Raw genomic sequence first — 17,424 nt, 5'->3', positions numbered from 1 at the left:
GCGGAATAGCCGTCTTCTCCCGTCGTGCAATCGAATGTCAGATCCGGATCAGGAGCCGGAGCCGAGGCACTTGTTGGTCTTGGTGTTGAAGTTGCCGCACTTCTTGCCGACCCAGTCGCCGATCAGGTCCTTGGAGCCATCGAGCTCCTTCGACCAGGCGTCGCCAGCGACGAGACCCGGGGTCTTCCAGACCACGTCGAACTGACCGTTCGCCTTGATCTCGCCGATGAACACCGGCTTGGTGATGTGGTGGTTCGGCAGCATCTTCGACACGCCACCGGTCAGGTTCGGCGCTTCGATGCCGGGAAGCGCGTCGATCACCTTGTCCGGATCAGTCGACTTCACCTTCTCGACGGCCTTGATCCACATGTTGAAGCCGATCACGTGGGCTTCCATCGGGTCGTTGGTCGTACGCTTCGGGTTCTTGGTGTAGGCCTGCCAGTCCTTGATGAACTTCTCGTTCGCCGGGGTTTTGATCGACTCGAAGTAGTTCCAGGCAGCGAGATGGCCGACCAGCGGCTTGGTGTCGAGGCCGGCGAGTTCTTCCTCACCCACCGAGAACGCGACCACCGGGATGTCCTTCGCCTTGATGCCCTGGTTGCCGAGCTCCTTGTAGAAGGGGACGTTGGCATCGCCGTTGATGGTCGAGACCACCGCCGTCTTCTTGCCCGCCGAGCCGAACTTCTTGATATCGGCCACGATCGTCTGCCAGTCGGAGTGACCGAACGGCGTATAGTTGATCATGATGTCTTCCTGGGCGACACCCTTCGACTTCAGATAGGCTTCCAGGATCTTGTTGGTCGTGCGTGGATAGACGTAGTCGGTGCCGGCGAGCACCCAGCGCTTCACCTTCTCGTCTTTCATCAGATAGTCGACGGCCGGGATCGCCTGCTGGTTCGGCGCAGCACCGGTGTAGAACACGTTGCGCTCGGACTCTTCACCCTCGTACTGCACGGGGTAGAACAGGATGTTGTTGAGCTCCTTGAACACCGGGAGCACCGACTTGCGCGACACCGAGGTCCAGCAGCCGAACACGACCGAGACCTTGTCCTTGGTGATCAGCTCGCGCGCCTTTTCGGCGAACAGCGGCCAGTTCGAGGCGGGGTCGACGACGACGGCCTCGAGCTTCTTGCCGAGCACGCCGCCCTTCTTGTTCTGTTCGTCGATCAGGAAGAGGATGGTGTCCTTCAGCGTGGTTTCGCTGATGGCCATGGTGCCTGACAGAGAGTGCAGCACGCCGACCTTGATGGTGTCGTCAGCAGCCTTCGCGCCGGAAATGGAAGCCAGACCGAGCATCAGTCCGGCGGTCGCGGCGAGAACGCCACGGCGGCTAAATGACGCCGCTATATCGTGAGTGGATTTGTTATGCATGGATGTATCATCTCCCTGACGCAGACGTGAAAAGACGCTGCGAAACGGCCCCACGGCCGCCTGCGATTAACGGAATCGCAAGAACCATGCCATGGGCTGGGCACCTGCCAAGTGATTGGTCAATCTAGATAATTCTGACGCAATCAAAATTTCGCCGCAGTCCGACTGCATAAATCTTGGGCGAATAAAATGTATGCTTATGCGGCAGACAGTTCATTTTTTAAGCAAACTGGCGCGACTGGCTAAAATTCCGGCATAACTATTTTTGCACTGCAATCGACGCCGGTCGAACACCTGCCTTGAAAGCGCCCCGTCGATGTTCCATATGAGGGTAGAGATCGCGAATCGAGCGATCGTTGCGAGCCGCGTGTTCTTAAGCCCGTATGGGCGTCTGGCTTGCCCCATATCTCCCAAGCCATCCGACACCCCAAACACGCAGGTGTCTTCTCGACACCCTTGTGCGCGCGCCCCGCTGATTGCGTCGGGCCGACCGCATTTGACATGGAAAGAACCCATCTTTTGACTTCGTTTCAGGACTTCGGCCTCGCCGAACCCATCGCACGTGCTCTCGCCGAAGAGAATTACGTCACCCCCACCCCCATCCAGGCCCAGACGATTCCCACCGCGCTGACCGGCCGCGACGTCGTCGGCATCGCCCAGACCGGCACCGGCAAGACCGCCTCCTTCGCGCTGCCGATCCTGCATCGCCTGCTCGAGAACCGGATCAAGCCCCAACCCAAGACGGCCCGCGTGCTGGTGCTGTCGCCCACCCGCGAGCTTTCCGGGCAGATCCTCGACAGCTTCAACGCCTATGGCCGCCACATCCGGCTGTCCTCGACGCTCGCCATCGGCGGCGTGCCGATGGGCCGCCAGGTTCGCGCCCTGATGCAGGGCGTCGACGTGCTGGTTGCCACCCCCGGCCGCCTGCTCGATCTCGTGCAGAGCAACGGGCTGAAGCTTTCAAGCGTCGAGTTCCTCGTGCTCGACGAAGCCGATCGCATGCTGGACATGGGCTTCATCAACGACATCCGCAAAATCGTCGCCAAACTCCCGATCAAGCGGCAGACGCTGTTCTTCTCGGCCACCATGCCGAAGGACATCGCCGAGCTTGCCGACGCCATGCTGCGTGATCCCGCCCGCGTCGCGGTGACTCCGGTCTCCTCGACCGTGGAGCGCATCCAGCAGCGCATTATCCAGGTCGATTTTTCGGCCAAGCCGGCGTTCCTTGCCAAGCTGTTGAAACAAGAGCCGGTCAACCGCGCATTGGTTTTCACCCGCACCAAGCACGGCGCCGACAAGGTCGTAAAGACACTCGAAAAGGCCGGCATTCCCGCCAGCGCCATCCACGGCAACAAGTCGCAGAACCATCGCGAGCGGACGCTCGCCCAATTCCGTACCGGCGAGATCCGCACGCTGGTCGCCACCGACATCGCCGCCCGTGGCATCGATGTTGACGGGATCACCCACGTCATCAATTTCGACTTGCCGAACGTGCCCGAGACCTATGTGCACCGCATTGGCCGCACCGCGCGCGCCGGCGCTGAGGGTACCGCGATCTCGCTGGTCGCAGGCGGCGAGGAGCTCAGCTACCTCCGCGACATCGAGAAGCTGATCAAGGTGGCGCTGCCGCGCGAGGATCTTCGCACTGATGCCGGCCGCCGCGATGCGGGCGCTCCCCCGTCGCAGCAACGGCAGGGCCGGCCGGGCGGCCACCCGGGCCAGCGCCCGCAAGGCGCACGGCAGGGTGACGGACGGCGTAACGATGAAAGGCATGCTGACGGGCGCCACCACAGCGCCGGCAAGCAGGGCGACGGACGGCACGCTGACGCAAGGCATGTCGAGGGAAGGCCTGGCAACGGCCCGAAGGCCGCGAAGGGGTCTCGCCGCCGCCAACCTGGCGGTGGAAAGATGCATTCTTCGCCAGCCGACCGTTCAGAACAGCGTTCCGCGCATAGCGCGGGGGCCCCTGATGGGATACAAGGCGTGGCCTTTTTGCGCCGTGAGAGTCGGCCGAACGGCCACCCGAACCGCAAACCTCATTCGCACTAGCCGTCCACGACCTGGAGAAATTCATGGCTAAGGAAGAGCTGATCCAGTTCGAAGGACTGGTCACCGAAATCCTCCCCGACGCGCGCTACCGCGTGCAGCTCGACGCCGGGCACGAGATCGTCGCCTACACCGCCGGCAAGATGAAGAAGAACCGCATCAAGACACTGGCGGGCGACCGCGTAACGGTTGAGATGTCGCCGTACGACCTCGAAAAGGGCCGGCTGATTTTCCGCCACAAGGACGAACGTCCCGCGACCGCCGGTGGACCGCCGCGTGGCGGCCCCCAGCGCGGCGGCCAATTCCGTCGCCGCTAAACGATCGCCTGCGCGCAAGCGCGGCATTAAAATTCTGACCTGTATGCTGATCCGCCGTGGACATCACGGCGGATCAAAAAATCGTGCGCGTCCGGATTGTTTTGGCGCCTTGATTCCAATAAAATGAACACAATCGATTTTCGGCCGGACGACATTAGCATCCACCGGTACAGCCGGTTCAGACACGCTGACGACCCTTCCAAAAATTCGATCTAACTGGCCCTGCGCGAGCGGGCTCTGACATTGTGTATTGAGAAGGGACTACCCCCATGAGCATGGGAACCGTGAAGTGGTTTAACGCGACCAAGGGCTATGGCTTCATCCAGCCCGACGATGGCGGCAAGGACGTGTTCGTTCACATCAGCGCCGTCGAGCGTGCCGGCCTCGGCTCGCTGCGCGAAGGCCAGAAGGTCTCCTACGAGATCGTCGCCGATCGCCGGTCCGGCAAGTCGGCTGCCGACAACCTCCGCGACGCGGGCTGATATCGACCGCGCGCTCTGCCAAGCGCGTGCAAGCATCAGTGCGACGCACTGAACAACGGAAAAGGCCGTGCGGGATGCACGGCCTTTTTCATGTCCGCAGAATGGGTGTGTTCAATAGGTGGTGCAGGCCGTAGCCGGGCTGTAATAGACGCAGGTCGACTGCCGCGGGCGCGTGTAAGCCACATCGCTCAGCGTGATCGAGCCCTTGAGCATATAGCCGACCGACGGCGTGTAGCTATAGCTGACCTCGCTGAAGATCAGATAGGTACCGGCGATCGCGAGCGTCGTAGGAATCGTGACCACCGACTTCTGGGTCCGCGGCGCCGATCCTTTGCTCCACTGGACGTGCGCCGTCTGCGTCGAATCCACATAAAGCTCACTGATCGTCGAGGACACCGGCGTGGCGTCATAGGGCGTCAGGATGCCGGTCGAGGCCGCGAAGAAATTGGTCATGTCGCTGTCGGCGACCGAGGTCGACTGCGACGTGAGGTCCGACAGCGTTCGCGCCATCAGCGTCACCTTGCGGTCGATTGCCACGGCCGACGAGAATTCGACCGTACCGAAGAACATCACCAGCATCAGCGGCACGATCACCGCGAACTCGGTCGCCGCGAGACCTGTTCCGTCCGCCAGGAATTCGTGCGCGGTGAGACGGCTCGTCCGCCAGAATTTCGCAATCACCTGCATCGTTCTGCCCGATCCGTTGATCTCAATAAGGCTCGTTCTTGAACGCAGCCGTCGCCACGAGCAGCCGCTTGTGGCCCGCAAGGTTGGAGATGTTGTAGCCGAGCCCGGTCACGAACAGCGGCCACTGATAGAACAACCGCACGACCACGATGTCGCCGGCATTGCCCGGGCTGTAGAGCATATTGGTGTCGAAATTGCCGGCTGCATCGATGTGGCTCGACAGCGTGACCGACGTAAAGGACGAGTAACTCTCGACATCGACATAAAGGCTGTTGCAGTCGAACAGCGCCGGGATCTGGTTGCAGACGTAGGTCTTGAACGTCGCCTGCGTGCAGGCCGTGGCCACGCCGCCCACCGCGCAGGACCCCACCGAACCCGACTGCGCCTGGCCGGTCAGCACCACGCGCGCGGAGTTCTGCGTGATGGTCTCGAGCACCTGGCTCGCGAAGAACATGATCGCCGTCTCGATGATGGCAAACAACAACGCAAAGAAGACCGGCGCGACCAGCGCAAACTCGACCGCAGCGGATCCGCGGCGACTGCCGCGAAACCGGCGCAGAGCGGTCTTGAGCGTGAACCTCGAAGGTACAGGCGATGGCATCGCGTCAAATTCCCCAGCGGCGGCGATCATCTGCCCCGATCAGTATCGGAAACTGATTGTTTAAGTGTTTCAGACAATCCGCCCCGGCCGGAACGGGGCGTTAAGATCGGGTTAACCACGCTGGCTTGCGGACACGGCCCCGGTGCGGGACAGAGGTCCCGCCGGGCAGCCGCTTCCCGATGACTTTGCCGTGCTGGTTCGTCTTGGCGCTAGTTTGTCTTGGCGCTAGTTCGTCTTGGCGGCCGTAGCGCCCCCGGTGCCGCTGGCACTGCTGTTCAGCGCACCAGCCTGATTCATCGTGGTGGTGAAGTAGGTGTCGCTGTCGCCGAGCGTGACCCGGCGCTGGCAGACCGGCATGCAGCTATAGGACTCGCGCTCGATCCCGCGATAGACGGTGACGAGGCGGTCGCTCGGGCCCTCGACCTGGATCTGCCGATCGACCAGGATCTCGCCGCCACGATCGAGTGCAATGAAATTGGTAGCGCCGTAGCCTTTGCCCGTCACAACGATCATCCCGCCCGGTTGGAGCGTGACGTCGGCGATCAGGGGATTGCCGACAACGATCGTCGCCACCTTGCCGGGCAGCCGCACCAGCTTGGCCTGGTCGACATTGACGGCAATGGTATCGACTGTGGGCTCGGCAAGACCAATCGCAGGCGAAGCCAGAGCAGCGGCGGTGGCCAGCAGACAGACGCGCGCCTGACGGCGAAGGAACTCTTTACGCATACTTTTACCCCGGGACGTCACAAACCGGCAGAATCGATCAGGAAGCGGAGCCGGCGCCCGACCCGGTTAACCTGCCTGTAATTCGTGAACGTTCCGCAAATTCGCCCACTATTGTTCTAACGGACTGGCGTTTTATCGCCCGCCTAGAGCATGATCCGGAAAAGTGTGCAGCGGTTTTCCCTCGCGACAAACGCGGAACGCGTTTGCGCGGAGATCATGCTCAAACACATCAGTGCCGGAACGGATAGGCAAGCTGGCCGGCGATCTCCTTCGGCATGGTCGCTTCGTCCTTGCCGTAATCCTGCGGCAGCTCATCCTTCGGCATGCGGAAGGTCCCGAACAGCACGTCCCAGATCGGGAAAGTGCCGGCGAAATTGGTGTCGCCACCCTCTTCGAGCGGCGTGTGGTGCCAGCGATGGAACACGGGTGTTGCCAGCACATATCTGAACGGCCCGAAGGTCCAGTTCAGATTGGCGTGCACGAAGGCCGAATGGAAGGTCGTGAACGGGCCGACCCAGATCATCACGTTCGGCGAAATGCCGGCCATCAACAGCACGACATCGACGCCAATCGTGCCGAGCATCAGATTGACCGGATGGAAACGGGCCGCCGAGATCCAGCTGATCTCCTCGGAGGAGTGATGGATCGCGTGGTATTTCCAGAACTCGCCGCCATGGAACAGGCGGTGCAGCCAGTACAGCATGAAGTCGGCGGCGACCACGAACAGCATGCCCTGCACCCAGAGCGGCAGCTCCGCCAGCGGGCCATGGCCATTGTCGTAGAAGGCGATCAGTTCGTCGGCATCATGGATGTTGAAGAAGAAGCCGGCCGTGACGATCAGGAGTCCGATCCGCATCGTGCGGGCGAACACAGGAACGAAAAACCAGTAGCAGATGTCGGTAATGATCTCGCGCTTGCGCCACCACGCCGGACCGGGGTTGCAGGCCCAGAAATGTTCGAGCACCGTGAAAACCACCGCGAGCGCGAAAGTGACTGGGATCACCTTCTCGATGGTCTCGCCGAGCATCAGGGCAACTTGCATGGGCAGGCTCGACATCATCGTCGTCTCTTTCAGGCTGCTGATCTGACTTAACGCCTACTCCGCGAAATTTAAGGGACAGTGAAGTTGACGCCGCGTTCGGAACTCGAACGGATTGCGACGACAGCCTTAAGGCGAAATTCACTTTGGCCAAAAGCATCGCGCTGGATGCAGGTTTGACCGATTGAATTAACTCTACCGAAAGAGCTCGGCTCACATGGTCGGCGCGTCAATACAGCGCCGAACGAGGCGACCACACCCAGATGGAGTTTAGTTCATGAAGAACCTGATTGCGCGTTTCGCCAAGGATGAATCCGGCGCCACCGCCATCGAATACGGTCTGATCGCCGCCGGCATCGCGCTGGCCATCATCACCGTCGTCAACAACCTCGGCACCACGCTGAACACCAAGTTCGGCTCGATCAGCTCCTCGCTGAAGTAAGCCGACCGACACACGACGGCAAAAGCCCCGGACCTCCGGGGCCTTTGTTTTTTTGGGAAGTAGCGAGTTCCAGTGGCGTTGCGTAAACACAGGACCGATGCCGCGGTTGCGGCCCGCGAAGCAGACACGGCGCGCATCGACGCGTCGGCCTATTGGGTCTGCCTTGCGCTGCTGCTCGCCATGATCACACTGGCAATGCGTATCGCCAGTCTGTGGTGAGCCCGGTTCCGCGACTGCTGCGAGCGTTGTCGGTTTGTTTAGCACTGCGCTCTAGCATGCGCCGACGCCCCGATCCGGCAATACACCCAGGCCCAAGACGCAGCCCATGATCCTCGACCTCGCGCGCCTTCTGCTGTTCCCGGCCTTGATGGCGTTCGCAGCCGCGAGCGATCTCTTCACCATGACGATCTCGAACCGAGTCTCGCTGGCGCTGGTTGCGGGTTTCTTCGTGCTTGCCGTTGCCGGTGGCATGGCGCCTTACGAGGTGCTGAGCCATGTCGGCGCCGGCGCGTTGATCCTCGTCGTGGCCTTCACCTGCTTTGCGATGGGCTGGATGGGCGGCGGCGACGCCAAAGTCGCGGCTTCCGTCGCGCTCTGGTTCGGCTTCACGCAATTGATGAACTTCCTGCTTTACGCGTCGCTGTTCGGTGGCGCGCTGACGCTGCTCCTGCTCCAGTTCCGGCAATGGCCGTTGCCTTACGGGCTCGCGGGCCAGGCCTGGCTGGCGCGGCTGCACGACAAGCAGACCGGCATTCCCTACGGCATCGCGCTCGCACTTGGCGCGTTGATGGTCTACCCCGAGACCGAATGGGTCAAAGCGATCGACCTCGCTCACCTCGCGCTGCGCTGAACGCCGCGATAACCCGGCGTTAAGGCGATTTAGATACGCCTCATTAACCATGCTTTGACGAATAGCTGGTCAACTGCCGATTACGGCGGCGGCAGCGTCGCAGCGTTCTGTGGAAAGTGAAGCGTATGAATAGGGCACGCATAGTCGTCCTGACGGTCGCCATCTGCGCCGGCGGCGTCGCCGCGTATCTGGCGAGCGGCTCGGACTCTGCGCCGCCTCCAGTGGCTCCGGTCGCGCAGCTTCCCACCACCGACGTTCTGGTCGCCAAGAATGACATCGGCCTCGGCCAGACCGTGAAGCCGGACGACGTGCAGTGGCAGACCTGGCCGACCGCGACCGCCAGCTCCACCTTCATCCGCCGCAGCGAACGTCCCGATGGCGCGACCCAGGTCACCGGGTCGATCGCGCGCGCCCCTTTCATTCAGGGTGAACCGATCCGCGACCAGAAGCTGGTGAAGGCCGACGGTTCCGGCTTCATGGCGGCGATCCTGCCGACCGGCATGCGCGCCATCTCGACCGAAATCTCGCCCGAGACCGGCGCCGGCGGCTTCATCCTGCCGAACGACCACGTCGACGTTCTGCTCACGCGCCGCCTCAAGAACCCCGACCAGAGCGCCGGCGCCCAGGACATTGTCACCACCGAGGTCATCCTGCTCAACGTCCGCGTGCTCGCCATCGATCAGGCGCCGAAGGAGAAGGATGGCCAGAATACGGTGCTCGGCAAGACCGTGACGCTGGAACTCAATTCCGCGCAGACCCAGGTGCTTGCCTCGTCCCGCCAGGCCGGAACGCTGTCGCTGGCGCTGCGCAGCATTGCCGACGGCAAGACGACCGAGATCACGCTCGATGAGACCGCGCAGAAGCGCGACGGCGTTTCGATCATTCGCTACGGCGTCCCGACCCAGGCGACGAAGGTACGATGAGGACAGTCGATATGAAATGCAGGGCAAATCCGGCGACGCTGCGGACCTCGATGGTTCGCGCCCTGTCGTTCTCGGCCGCCGTCGCGGTGACGCTCAATCCCGTGCTGACACCCGTGATCGCCGCGGACTACCGTCCCGCGGCTCCGGTTGCGGCCGACGGCCAGATGAACGCGCGTTTCCTCTCGCTCGGCGTCGGCAAGTCGATCGTGATCGACCTGCCGCGCGACATCAAGGACGTGCTCGTCGCAGATCCCAAGATCGCCAATGCGGTGGTCCGTTCTGCCCAGCGCGCCTACATCATCGGCGCCTCGGTCGGCCAGACCAACATCGTGTTCTTCGATTCCGCCGGCCAACAGATCGCCGCCTATGATATTGCGGTCAAGCGTGATCTCAACGGCGCTCGCGCCGCGTTGAAGCAGATCCTGCCCAATTCCGACATCCAGATCGACGGCCTCGGCGACGGCGTCGTCCTGACTGGAAGTGCGGCCACTCCGATCGAAGCGCAGCAGGCCAACGATCTCGCTGCACGCCTTGCCGGCGGCGCCGACAAGGTGGTGAACTCGATCGTGGTCCGCGGCCGCGACCAGGTCATGCTGAAGGTGACGGTCGCGGAAGTCGCGCGCAACATCGTCAAGCAGCTCGGCATCGACCTGTCGGCGAGCCTCAACTACGGCACCTCCGTGGTGAGCTTCACCAACTCGAACCCGTTCAACGCCTATGGCCGCAACCTCGTCGACGGCAACAATCTGACCACCAAATTCGGCGCGTCGCCTTCCGTGCAGGCGACCCTGCGCGCGATGGAGACCGCGGGCGTCGTACGCACGCTGGCCGAGCCGAACCTGACCGCGATTTCGGGTGAGTCCGCAACCTTCATCGCCGGCGGCGAATTCCCGGTGCCGGCGGGCTATGCCTGCGATCCCACCACCCATGTCTGTACCACCCAAATCAGCTTCAAGAAGTTCGGCATCTCGCTCAACTTCACGCCCGTGGTGCTCACCGAGGGCAAGATCAGCCTGCGGGTGATGACCGAGGTCTCGGAGCTTTCCAACGACAATTCGATCACGCTGTCGCAAGCCGTGACCTCGACTTCGGTCAACTCGCTGACGGTGCCCTCGATCAAGACCCGGCGCGCCGAGACCTCGCTGGAAATTCCCTCCGGCGGCGCGATGGCAATGGCCGGCCTGATCCAGCAGCAGACCAAGCAGGCGATCAGCGGATTGCCCGGGCTGATGCAGCTGCCGATTCTCGGTACGCTGTTCCGCAGTCGCGACTTCGTCAACAACACGACCGAGCTGGTCGTGATCGTGACGCCTTACGTCGTTCGCGCGGCGGCGCCAAAGGACCTGTCGCGACCGGATGACGGCTTCGCCGCGCCTGCCGATCCGCAGGCCGAACTGATCGGCAACATCAATCGCATCTATGGCGTGCCGGGCCGGACCGAACCGGCGAGAAACTACCGCGGCACCTACGGCTTCATCACCGACTGACGCGGAACGGGGACTTAAGTAATGATCACAACACGACCCCAGACCCGCCACCGCGCCGCCGGCCTCGGTGGCGTGCTCGTCGGTTTCGCCCTCGCGCTCGGCGGCTGCCAGCACGACGAGGTGACGACCGGGTCCATTCCCGACGACTACAAGCAGCGTCACCCGATCGCGATCGAGGAGCAGAACCGCTCGATCGTGGTGTTCGTCGGACATGCCCGTGGCGGCCTCACCGCAGCCCAGCGCGCCGACGTGATGGGGCTTGCGTCGACCTGGATGCATGAGGGCACCGGCGCAATCCACATCGACGTGCCCTCCGGAACGCCCAATGCGCGTCCGGTCGCGGAGTCCATGCGCGAGATTCAGGCCATGCTGGCGGCAGCGGGCGTTCCCCCGCGCGGCATCATCGCCCGCCCCTACCAGCCGGAGGACAGGCGCTTCCTGCCGCCGATCCGGCTGACCTACTCCAAGATCGCCGCGGTCGCGGGCCCCTGCGGCCTGTGGCCGGAGGATCTCGGGCCCTCGATGAAGAACAAGAGCTGGTTCGAGAACAAGGACTACTACAATTTCGGCTGCGCCAATCAGCGCAACGTGGCGGCCATGATCGACAATCCGTCCGACCTCGAACAGCCGCGGCCTGAAACTCCGGCCTACACGGCGCGGCGCATCACCGCCTTCGAGAAGTACCGCAAGGGCAACACGACGACGACCACCTATCCCGAGGCCGAAAAGGCCAAACTCAGCGACACCGGCAAATGATCAGCTACGCGCGCCAAACTCAGGACGAGCAGCCGGAGGCCCCCCCGCCGCCGGCCGAAGAGCATATTGCGCCCGCGCCGCGTGTCTCGGTCCAGGCCTTCTGCGAAACCGTGGAGACCGCCGCCGCCGTGCAATCGGCCGGCGAGGATCGCCGCCTCGGCAAGGCCCATCTGAAGATCCAGATGGGCGGCATGGCGGCTGCGATCGAGGCTTATCGGTCTGCTCCGACTCCCAACGTGATCGTGCTCGAAAGCGACGCCCGCAACGATTTGCTGGCCGGCCTCGACCAGCTCGCCACGGTCTGCGACGCCGGCACCCGCGTGGTCGTGATCGGCCGCATCAACGACGTCATGCTCTATCGCGAGCTGGTCCGTCGCGGCGTCAGCGACTACGTGCTCGCGCCGGTGGGCCCGATCGACGTCGTGCGCTCGATCTGCAACCTGTTCTCGGCGCCCGAAGCCAAGGCGGTCGGCCGCATCATCGCCGTAGTCGGCGCCAAGGGCGGCGTCGGCGCCTCCACCATCTCCCATAACGTCGCCTGGGCGATTGCGCGGGACCTTGCGATGGACGCGGTGGTCGCCGATCTCGATCTCGCCTTCGGCACCGCCGGGCTCGACTACAACCAGGATCCGCCGCAGGGCATCGCGGACGCGGTGTTCTCGCCGGACCGTGTCGATACCGCCTTCATCGACCGTCTGCTGTCGAAATGCACGGACCATCTCAGTCTGCTCGCGGCGCCGGCGACGCTCGACCGGGTCTATGATTTCGGCACCGACGCCTTCGACGCGGTGTTCGACACGTTGCGTGCGACCATGCCCTGCATCGTGCTCGACATCCCGCATCAATGGTCGGGCTGGACCAAGCGCGCCCTGATCGGCGCCGACGACATTCTGATCGTCGCCGCCCCCGACCTCGCCAACCTGCGCAATACCAAGAACCTGTTCGACCTGCTGAAGGCCGCCCGTCCGAACGACCGCCCGCCGCTCTACTGCCTGAACCAGGTCGGCGTTCCCAAACGGCCGGAGATTGCGGCGACCGAGTTCGCCAAGGCGATCGAGAGCCAGCCGGTCGTATCGATCCCGTTCGAGCCCCAGATCTTCGGCGCGGCCGCCAACAACGGCCAGATGATCGCGGAGATCTCCGCCAACCACAAATCGATCGAGATGTTCCTCCAGATCGCCCAGCGCCTGACCGGCCGCAGCGAGACGAAGAAACAAAAGTCGTCCTTGCTTTCACCGCTGATTGAGAAGTTGCGGGGAAAATAAGCCGCCGCATGGAGTTGTTAAGTGTTCGGTAAGCGTAGCGGAACAGACACCGACTTTCGGGCTCCCAAGCCCGGCGCCGTGTCGCCAGAGCCTGCCCCGGCTCCGGCGCCGACGGTGTCGCGCGCGCCGCCCCCGCCGGCCGTCGCCTCGCCGCCGCTCGCTCCCTCCCGGCCGCCGCCGGCCATGGAAAGCCGCCGCTCGGACAACTACTACGAGGTCAAGGCCACCATCTTCGGCGCGCTGATCGAGGCCATCGACCTCGCCCAGCTCGCCAAGCTTGATTCCGAGTCGGCGCGCGAAGAAATCCGCGACATCGTCAACGAGATCATCGCGATCAAGAACATCGTGATGTCGATCGCCGAGCAGGAAGAGCTGCTCGACGACATCTGCAATGACGTGCTCGGTTATGGTCCGCTCGAGCCGCTGCTCGCCCGCGACGACATCGCCGACATCATGGTGAACGGCGCCGGCACCGTCTTCATCGAAGTCAGCGGCAAGATCCAGAAAACCGGAATCCGCTTCCGCGACAACCAGCAGCTCCTCAACATCTGCCAACGCATCGTCAGCCAGGTCGGCCGGCGCGTCGACGAATCCTCGCCGATCTGCGACGCGCGCCTCGCCGACGGCTCCCGCGTCAACGCCATCGTGCCGCCGCTCGCGATCGACGGCCCCGCGCTCACCATTCGTAAGTTCAAGAAGGACAAGCTGACGCTCGACCAGCTGGTCAAGTTCGGCGCGATCTCGCCCGAAGGCGCGGAGATCCTGCAGATCATCGGACGCGTCCGCTGCAACGTGCTGATCTCCGGCGGCACCGGCTCGGGCAAGACCACGCTGCTCAACTGCCTGACCAACTATATCGAGCACGACGAGCGCGTCATCACCTGCGAGGACGCGGCGGAGCTCCAGCTCCAGCAGCCCCACGTGGTGCGGCTCGAAACCCGCCCGCCCAATATCGAGGGCGAAGGTCAGGTCACCATGCGCGAGCTGGTGCGCAACTGTCTGCGTATGCGCCCCGAACGCATCATCGTCGGCGAAGTCCGCGGCCCGGAGGCCTTCGACCTCCTCCAGGCCATGAACACCGGCCACGACGGCTCGATGGGAACGCTGCATGCCAACAATCCCCGCGAAGCGCTGTCGCGCTGCGAATCCATGATTACGATGGGCGGCTTCTCACTGCCCTCGCGCACGATCCGCGAGATGATCTGCGCCTCGATCGACGTCATCGTCCAGGCTGCGCGCCTGCGCGACGGCTCGCGCCGCATCACCCACATCACCGAGGTGATGGGGATGGAAGGCGACACCATCATCACCCAGGACATCTTCCTCTACGACCTGGTCGGCGAGGACGCCAACGGCAAGATCATCGGCCAGCACCGCTCGACCGGCATCGGTCGTCCGAAATTCTGGGAACGCGCCCGCTATTACGGCGAAGAGAAACGCCTTGCCGCAGCGCTCGACGCCGCGGAAAAGAAACCGAATACGTGAGCAGGCCGGCGCAATCATGAACATCCAGGTCCTCGCCCTCGCCTTCCTCGCCACCGCTGCGGTCGGCGGCATCGCCTGGGTCTTCCTCTATCCGATGCTGTCGGGCGAGCGGAAGGCCGAAGGCCGCCGCGCTTCGATCGCGCGCGCCGATGCGCCGGCAGCCAAGCAGGCCGAGAAGAGCCAGCGCTCGCGCCGCGAGCAGGTCGAGAGCTCGCTCAAGGATCTCGAGGCGCGGCGGGCGCAGGAAAAGAGCGTTCCGCTCAACATTCGCCTGTCGCAGGCCGGGCTCGACTGGACGACGCAAAAATTCTGGATCGTGTCCGGCGTGGTGGCGGGCGTATTTTTCTTCGGCGCTCTGTTCGGCGGCGGCGGCCTGCTCGGCGCAGCCGGTCTCGCCTTTGCCGGCGGCCTCGGCCTGCCGCGCTGGGCGCTCGGCTTCCTGAAGAAGCGGCGCGAGAACCAGTTCCTGAAAGCACTGCCCGACGCCGTCGACGTCATCGTCCGCGGCATCAAGGCGGGCCTGCCGCTGTTCGAATCCATCAAGGTCGTCGCCGCCGACGCGCCGGAGCCGCTGCGCAGCGAGTTCCTCCAGATCATCGAGACGCAGGCGATCGGCATGCCGCTCGGCGAGGCCTGCACGCGGCTCTACGATCGCATGCCGCTGCCGGAGGCCAATTTCTTCGGCATCGTGGTATCGATCCAGCAGAAGTCGGGCGGCAATCTCTCCGAGGCGCTGGGCAACCTCTCCAAGGTGCTGCGCGACCGCAAGAAGATGAAGGAAAAGATCCAGGCGATGTCGATGGAAGCCAAGGCCTCGGCCGGCATCATCGGCTCGCTGCCGCCGATCGTGATGTTCCTCGTCTATCTCACGACGCCCGGCTACATCTCGCTGCTGTGGACCCATCCCACCGGCCAGCTGATGCTGGTCGGCTGCGTCGTCTGGATGTCGATCGGCATCATGGTGATGAAGAAGATGATCAACTTCGATTTCTGATGGTGCTGCATGGTTGATTTGCTCGTCACGAAACTGCACGACATCCACTTCATGACGATGCTGCTGGCGGCCATCGCCGCCAGCGCAACCGTCTATACGCTGGTCATGCCGATGTTCGCCGGCGAAGGCCTCTCCAAGCGCATGAAGGCGGTGGCAAGCGAGCGCGAGCGGATCCGGCAGCGCGAGCGCGAGCGCCTCAACAAGAGCGAGAAGGTCTCGCTGCGCCAGACGCCCAAGCAGCTCGTCTCCAAGGTCGTCGAGGACTTCAACCTCACCAAATGGCTGGCGCAGGAAGCTGCACGCGACAAGCTAATCATGGCGGGCTATCGTGGCCACGCGCCTTACGTCACGTTCCTGTTCGCTCGCATGGTGGCGCCGCTGGTGCTGTTCGTCGGTTCGATCGTCTACGTGTTCCTGATCGCCCATATGGACCGCCCGCTGCCGATCAAGATCGGCATCTGCGTCGGCGCGGCCTATCTCGGCCTTCAGGCGCCGATGCTGTTCCTGAAGAACGCGATCTCCAAGCGCCAGCTCTCGATCAAGCGCGCCTTTCCCGATGCGCTCGACCTGCTGCTGATCTGTATCGAATCCGGCATGTCGGTGGAAATGGCTTTCCGCAAGGTCGCCACCGAAATCGTCGGCCAGTCGATCGCGCTGTCGGAGGAATTCACGCTGACCACTGCCGAGCTGTCGTACTTGCAGGACCGCAAGGTGGCGTACGAGAACCTCGCCAAGCGCACCGGCCTCGAAGGCGTCAAATCGGTGTGTCTGGCGCTGCAGCAGGCCGAACGCTACGGCACCCCGCTCGGCCAATCCCTGCGCGTGATGGCGCAGGAAAACCGCGACATGCGCATGAACGAGGCCGAGAAGAAGGCCGCCGCGCTGCCGCCGAAGCTGACGGTGCCGATGATCCTGTTCTTCCTGCCGGTGCTGTTCGTCGTCATTCTCGGGCCGACCGGCATCAAGATCTCCGAGCTGCACTGATCCCGGACGCTTCAAACCGCGAAAACAACCCCATGCACAGTAGCCGGCCATGGCCGGCTCGCTGCGATGTGGATCGTCGAAAGCGTCTGAAGCGCCAGCGGTAATCCGCGCTGCGGCGCAAGCCGCAGGCGGTCAGTCGGATTGGCTGAGGGAAGCGACCGGGGTCCGCTTCGGCGCGCCGCGCGGGGCTTCGCTGCGGCTCAGCATGTCCTTCAGATAGGCGACATTGGCCGCGGCCTGATCGGGCGGAAGGTCCGCCTTCACGATGGTCTCCGCTTCGGCGAAGCGGCCCTGGAGGCCGACCACCAGAGCGAGATTCTGCCGCACGCGGGCGCTCGCGCGCGGCGAAGCGTAGGCCTGCCGCAGCACCTCCTCGGCCTTCGGCAGCTCCTTCGTGAGCATGTAGGACAGGCCGAGATTCGACAGCACGCCGGGATCGCCGGGCGCGATCTTCAGCGCGCTCGCATAATAGCTGCGCGCCTCTTCGTGGCGGCCCATCTGGTCGAGCGCGGTGCCCTGCACCGAGAGCAGGCGCCAGTCCGGATTGTCGGGCGAATGCGCCTTGGACAGCACGTCGAACGCCTGCTGGAAATTACCGTTGTCGGCTAAAGCGCGGCCATATTGGGCCAGCAGCGGCTTGTTGCCGGGATTGGCGATGGTCGCCTGTTCGAGCACGGCGGCCGCCTGCGCGTGCTGGCCGTTGGCGCGCAGCGCCTGGCCATAGGCCAGCGCCGCGTCGGGATCCCTGGGATTGGCGCGATAACGCTCGCCATAGACCTCGGCCGCGCGCGCCGGATCGGCCGGCGCGGCCTCCGCCCTCGACCCGATCGAGCCGGTCACATCAGACAGTTTTGGCCCCCCCGCGCAGCCGCCGAGGCTCGCGGCCGCCAGCACGATCAGCGAGGCGGAGGCGAGAAGCCGGACAGGACGGAACCGTTGACGCATGACGCTTTGACTCTCGAGCCTGAT

19 protein-coding genes are annotated in these 17,424 nt (G+C 63.7%); 13 read left to right on the top strand and 6 right to left on the bottom strand.

What is annotated here, in order from left to right; genetic code table 11:
- Nucleotides 1-48: 48 nt before the first annotated feature.
- The gene (gene urtA / locus M2427_RS00170; RefSeq protein WP_280704019.1) at nucleotides 49-1,371 is read right to left on the bottom strand and encodes an urea ABC transporter substrate-binding protein; all 1,323 of its coding nucleotides are present in this window, start codon (nucleotides 1,369-1,371) and stop codon (nucleotides 49-51) included.
- Nucleotides 1,372-1,872: 501 nt separating this feature from the next.
- Between urtA and M2427_RS00165 the strand changes: the two genes are divergently transcribed.
- The 3 genes from M2427_RS00165 to M2427_RS00155 all read left to right on the top strand — a co-directional run bounded on the left by M2427_RS00165 (nucleotide 1,873) and on the right by M2427_RS00155 (nucleotide 4,216).
- Nucleotides 1,873-3,420, top strand: coding sequence for a DEAD/DEAH box helicase (locus M2427_RS00165; RefSeq protein ID WP_280704018.1), 1,548 nt, complete (start codon nucleotides 1,873-1,875; stop codon nucleotides 3,418-3,420).
- A 23-nt stretch (nucleotides 3,421-3,443) separates the two neighbouring features.
- Nucleotides 3,444-3,734 carry a translation initiation factor IF-1 gene (infA, locus tag M2427_RS00160; RefSeq protein WP_008546913.1) on the top strand — a complete coding sequence of 97 codons (291 nt, stop codon included), beginning with the start codon at nucleotides 3,444-3,446 and terminating at the stop codon, nucleotides 3,732-3,734.
- A 269-nt stretch (nucleotides 3,735-4,003) separates the two neighbouring features.
- Entirely contained in the window at nucleotides 4,004-4,216 is a 213-nt protein-coding gene (locus tag M2427_RS00155) for a cold-shock protein (RefSeq protein ID WP_057759442.1), read from the top strand.
- A 111-nt stretch (nucleotides 4,217-4,327) separates the two neighbouring features.
- On the opposite strand, the gene M2427_RS00150 is transcribed toward M2427_RS00155, so the two are convergent.
- From M2427_RS00150 to M2427_RS00135, 4 genes are all read right to left on the bottom strand, one after another.
- Nucleotides 4,328-4,903, bottom strand: coding sequence for a pilus assembly protein (locus M2427_RS00150; protein ID WP_280704016.1), 576 nt, complete (start codon nucleotides 4,901-4,903; stop codon nucleotides 4,328-4,330).
- A gap of 22 nt (nucleotides 4,904-4,925) precedes the next feature.
- A complete protein-coding gene (locus M2427_RS00145; protein ID WP_280704015.1) occupies nucleotides 4,926-5,504 on the bottom strand; it encodes a pilus assembly protein in 579 nt (192 codons plus the stop codon).
- Between the two features lie 225 nt (nucleotides 5,505-5,729).
- A complete protein-coding gene (locus tag M2427_RS00140) occupies nucleotides 5,730-6,230 on the bottom strand; it encodes a pilus assembly protein N-terminal domain-containing protein (RefSeq protein ID WP_280704014.1) in 501 nt (166 codons plus the stop codon).
- Nucleotides 6,231-6,459: 229 nt separating this feature from the next.
- Nucleotides 6,460-7,287 carry a sterol desaturase family protein gene (locus tag M2427_RS00135; RefSeq protein WP_280704679.1) on the bottom strand — a complete coding sequence of 276 codons (828 nt, stop codon included), beginning with the start codon at nucleotides 7,285-7,287 and terminating at the stop codon, nucleotides 6,460-6,462.
- Nucleotides 7,288-7,546: 259 nt separating this feature from the next.
- Between M2427_RS00135 and M2427_RS00130 the strand changes: the two genes are divergently transcribed.
- From M2427_RS00130 to M2427_RS00085, 10 genes are all read left to right on the top strand, one after another.
- Nucleotides 7,547-7,711, top strand: coding sequence for a Flp family type IVb pilin (locus M2427_RS00130; protein ID WP_079851750.1), 165 nt, complete (start codon nucleotides 7,547-7,549; stop codon nucleotides 7,709-7,711).
- A 72-nt stretch (nucleotides 7,712-7,783) separates the two neighbouring features.
- A complete protein-coding gene (locus M2427_RS00125; RefSeq protein WP_280704013.1) occupies nucleotides 7,784-7,930 on the top strand; it encodes a hypothetical protein in 147 nt (48 codons plus the stop codon).
- 106 nt (nucleotides 7,931-8,036) lie between these two features.
- Nucleotides 8,037-8,561, top strand: coding sequence for a prepilin peptidase (locus M2427_RS00120; RefSeq protein WP_280704011.1), 525 nt, complete (start codon nucleotides 8,037-8,039; stop codon nucleotides 8,559-8,561).
- A 125-nt stretch (nucleotides 8,562-8,686) separates the two neighbouring features.
- On the top strand, nucleotides 8,687-9,484 hold the full coding sequence (cpaB, locus tag M2427_RS00115; RefSeq protein WP_280704010.1) for a Flp pilus assembly protein CpaB: 798 nt from the start codon (nucleotides 8,687-8,689) through the stop codon (nucleotides 9,482-9,484).
- Between the two features lie 11 nt (nucleotides 9,485-9,495).
- Nucleotides 9,496-10,971, top strand: coding sequence for a type II and III secretion system protein family protein (locus M2427_RS00110; RefSeq protein ID WP_280704009.1), 1,476 nt, complete (start codon nucleotides 9,496-9,498; stop codon nucleotides 10,969-10,971).
- Between the two features lie 21 nt (nucleotides 10,972-10,992).
- On the top strand, nucleotides 10,993-11,727 hold the full coding sequence (locus tag M2427_RS00105; RefSeq protein WP_280704008.1) for a CpaD family pilus assembly protein: 735 nt from the start codon (nucleotides 10,993-10,995) through the stop codon (nucleotides 11,725-11,727).
- Entirely contained in the window at nucleotides 11,724-12,992 is a 1,269-nt protein-coding gene (locus M2427_RS00100) for an AAA family ATPase (RefSeq protein WP_280704007.1), read from the top strand. Before M2427_RS00105 ends, M2427_RS00100 begins: the two co-directional genes overlap by 4 nt.
- Before the next feature lie 21 nt (nucleotides 12,993-13,013).
- Nucleotides 13,014-14,477, top strand: coding sequence for a CpaF family protein (locus M2427_RS00095; RefSeq protein WP_280704006.1), 1,464 nt, complete (start codon nucleotides 13,014-13,016; stop codon nucleotides 14,475-14,477).
- A gap of 16 nt (nucleotides 14,478-14,493) precedes the next feature.
- Entirely contained in the window at nucleotides 14,494-15,471 is a 978-nt protein-coding gene (locus M2427_RS00090; protein ID WP_280704004.1) for a type II secretion system F family protein, read from the top strand.
- A gap of 9 nt (nucleotides 15,472-15,480) precedes the next feature.
- Nucleotides 15,481-16,455, top strand: coding sequence for a type II secretion system F family protein (locus M2427_RS00085; RefSeq protein WP_280704003.1), 975 nt, complete (start codon nucleotides 15,481-15,483; stop codon nucleotides 16,453-16,455).
- A gap of 132 nt (nucleotides 16,456-16,587) precedes the next feature.
- Here the strand turns inward: M2427_RS00085 and M2427_RS00080 are convergent, their stop codons facing one another.
- Nucleotides 16,588-17,400, bottom strand: coding sequence for a tetratricopeptide repeat protein (locus tag M2427_RS00080; protein WP_280704002.1), 813 nt, complete (start codon nucleotides 17,398-17,400; stop codon nucleotides 16,588-16,590).
- Nucleotides 17,401-17,424: the final 24 nt, after the last annotated feature.

The organism is Bradyrhizobium sp. BR13661, from assembly GCF_029892425.1.
Taxonomy (GTDB): domain Bacteria; phylum Pseudomonadota; class Alphaproteobacteria; order Rhizobiales; family Xanthobacteraceae; genus Bradyrhizobium.
This window is presented reverse-complemented; position numbering and strand designations above follow the sequence as displayed.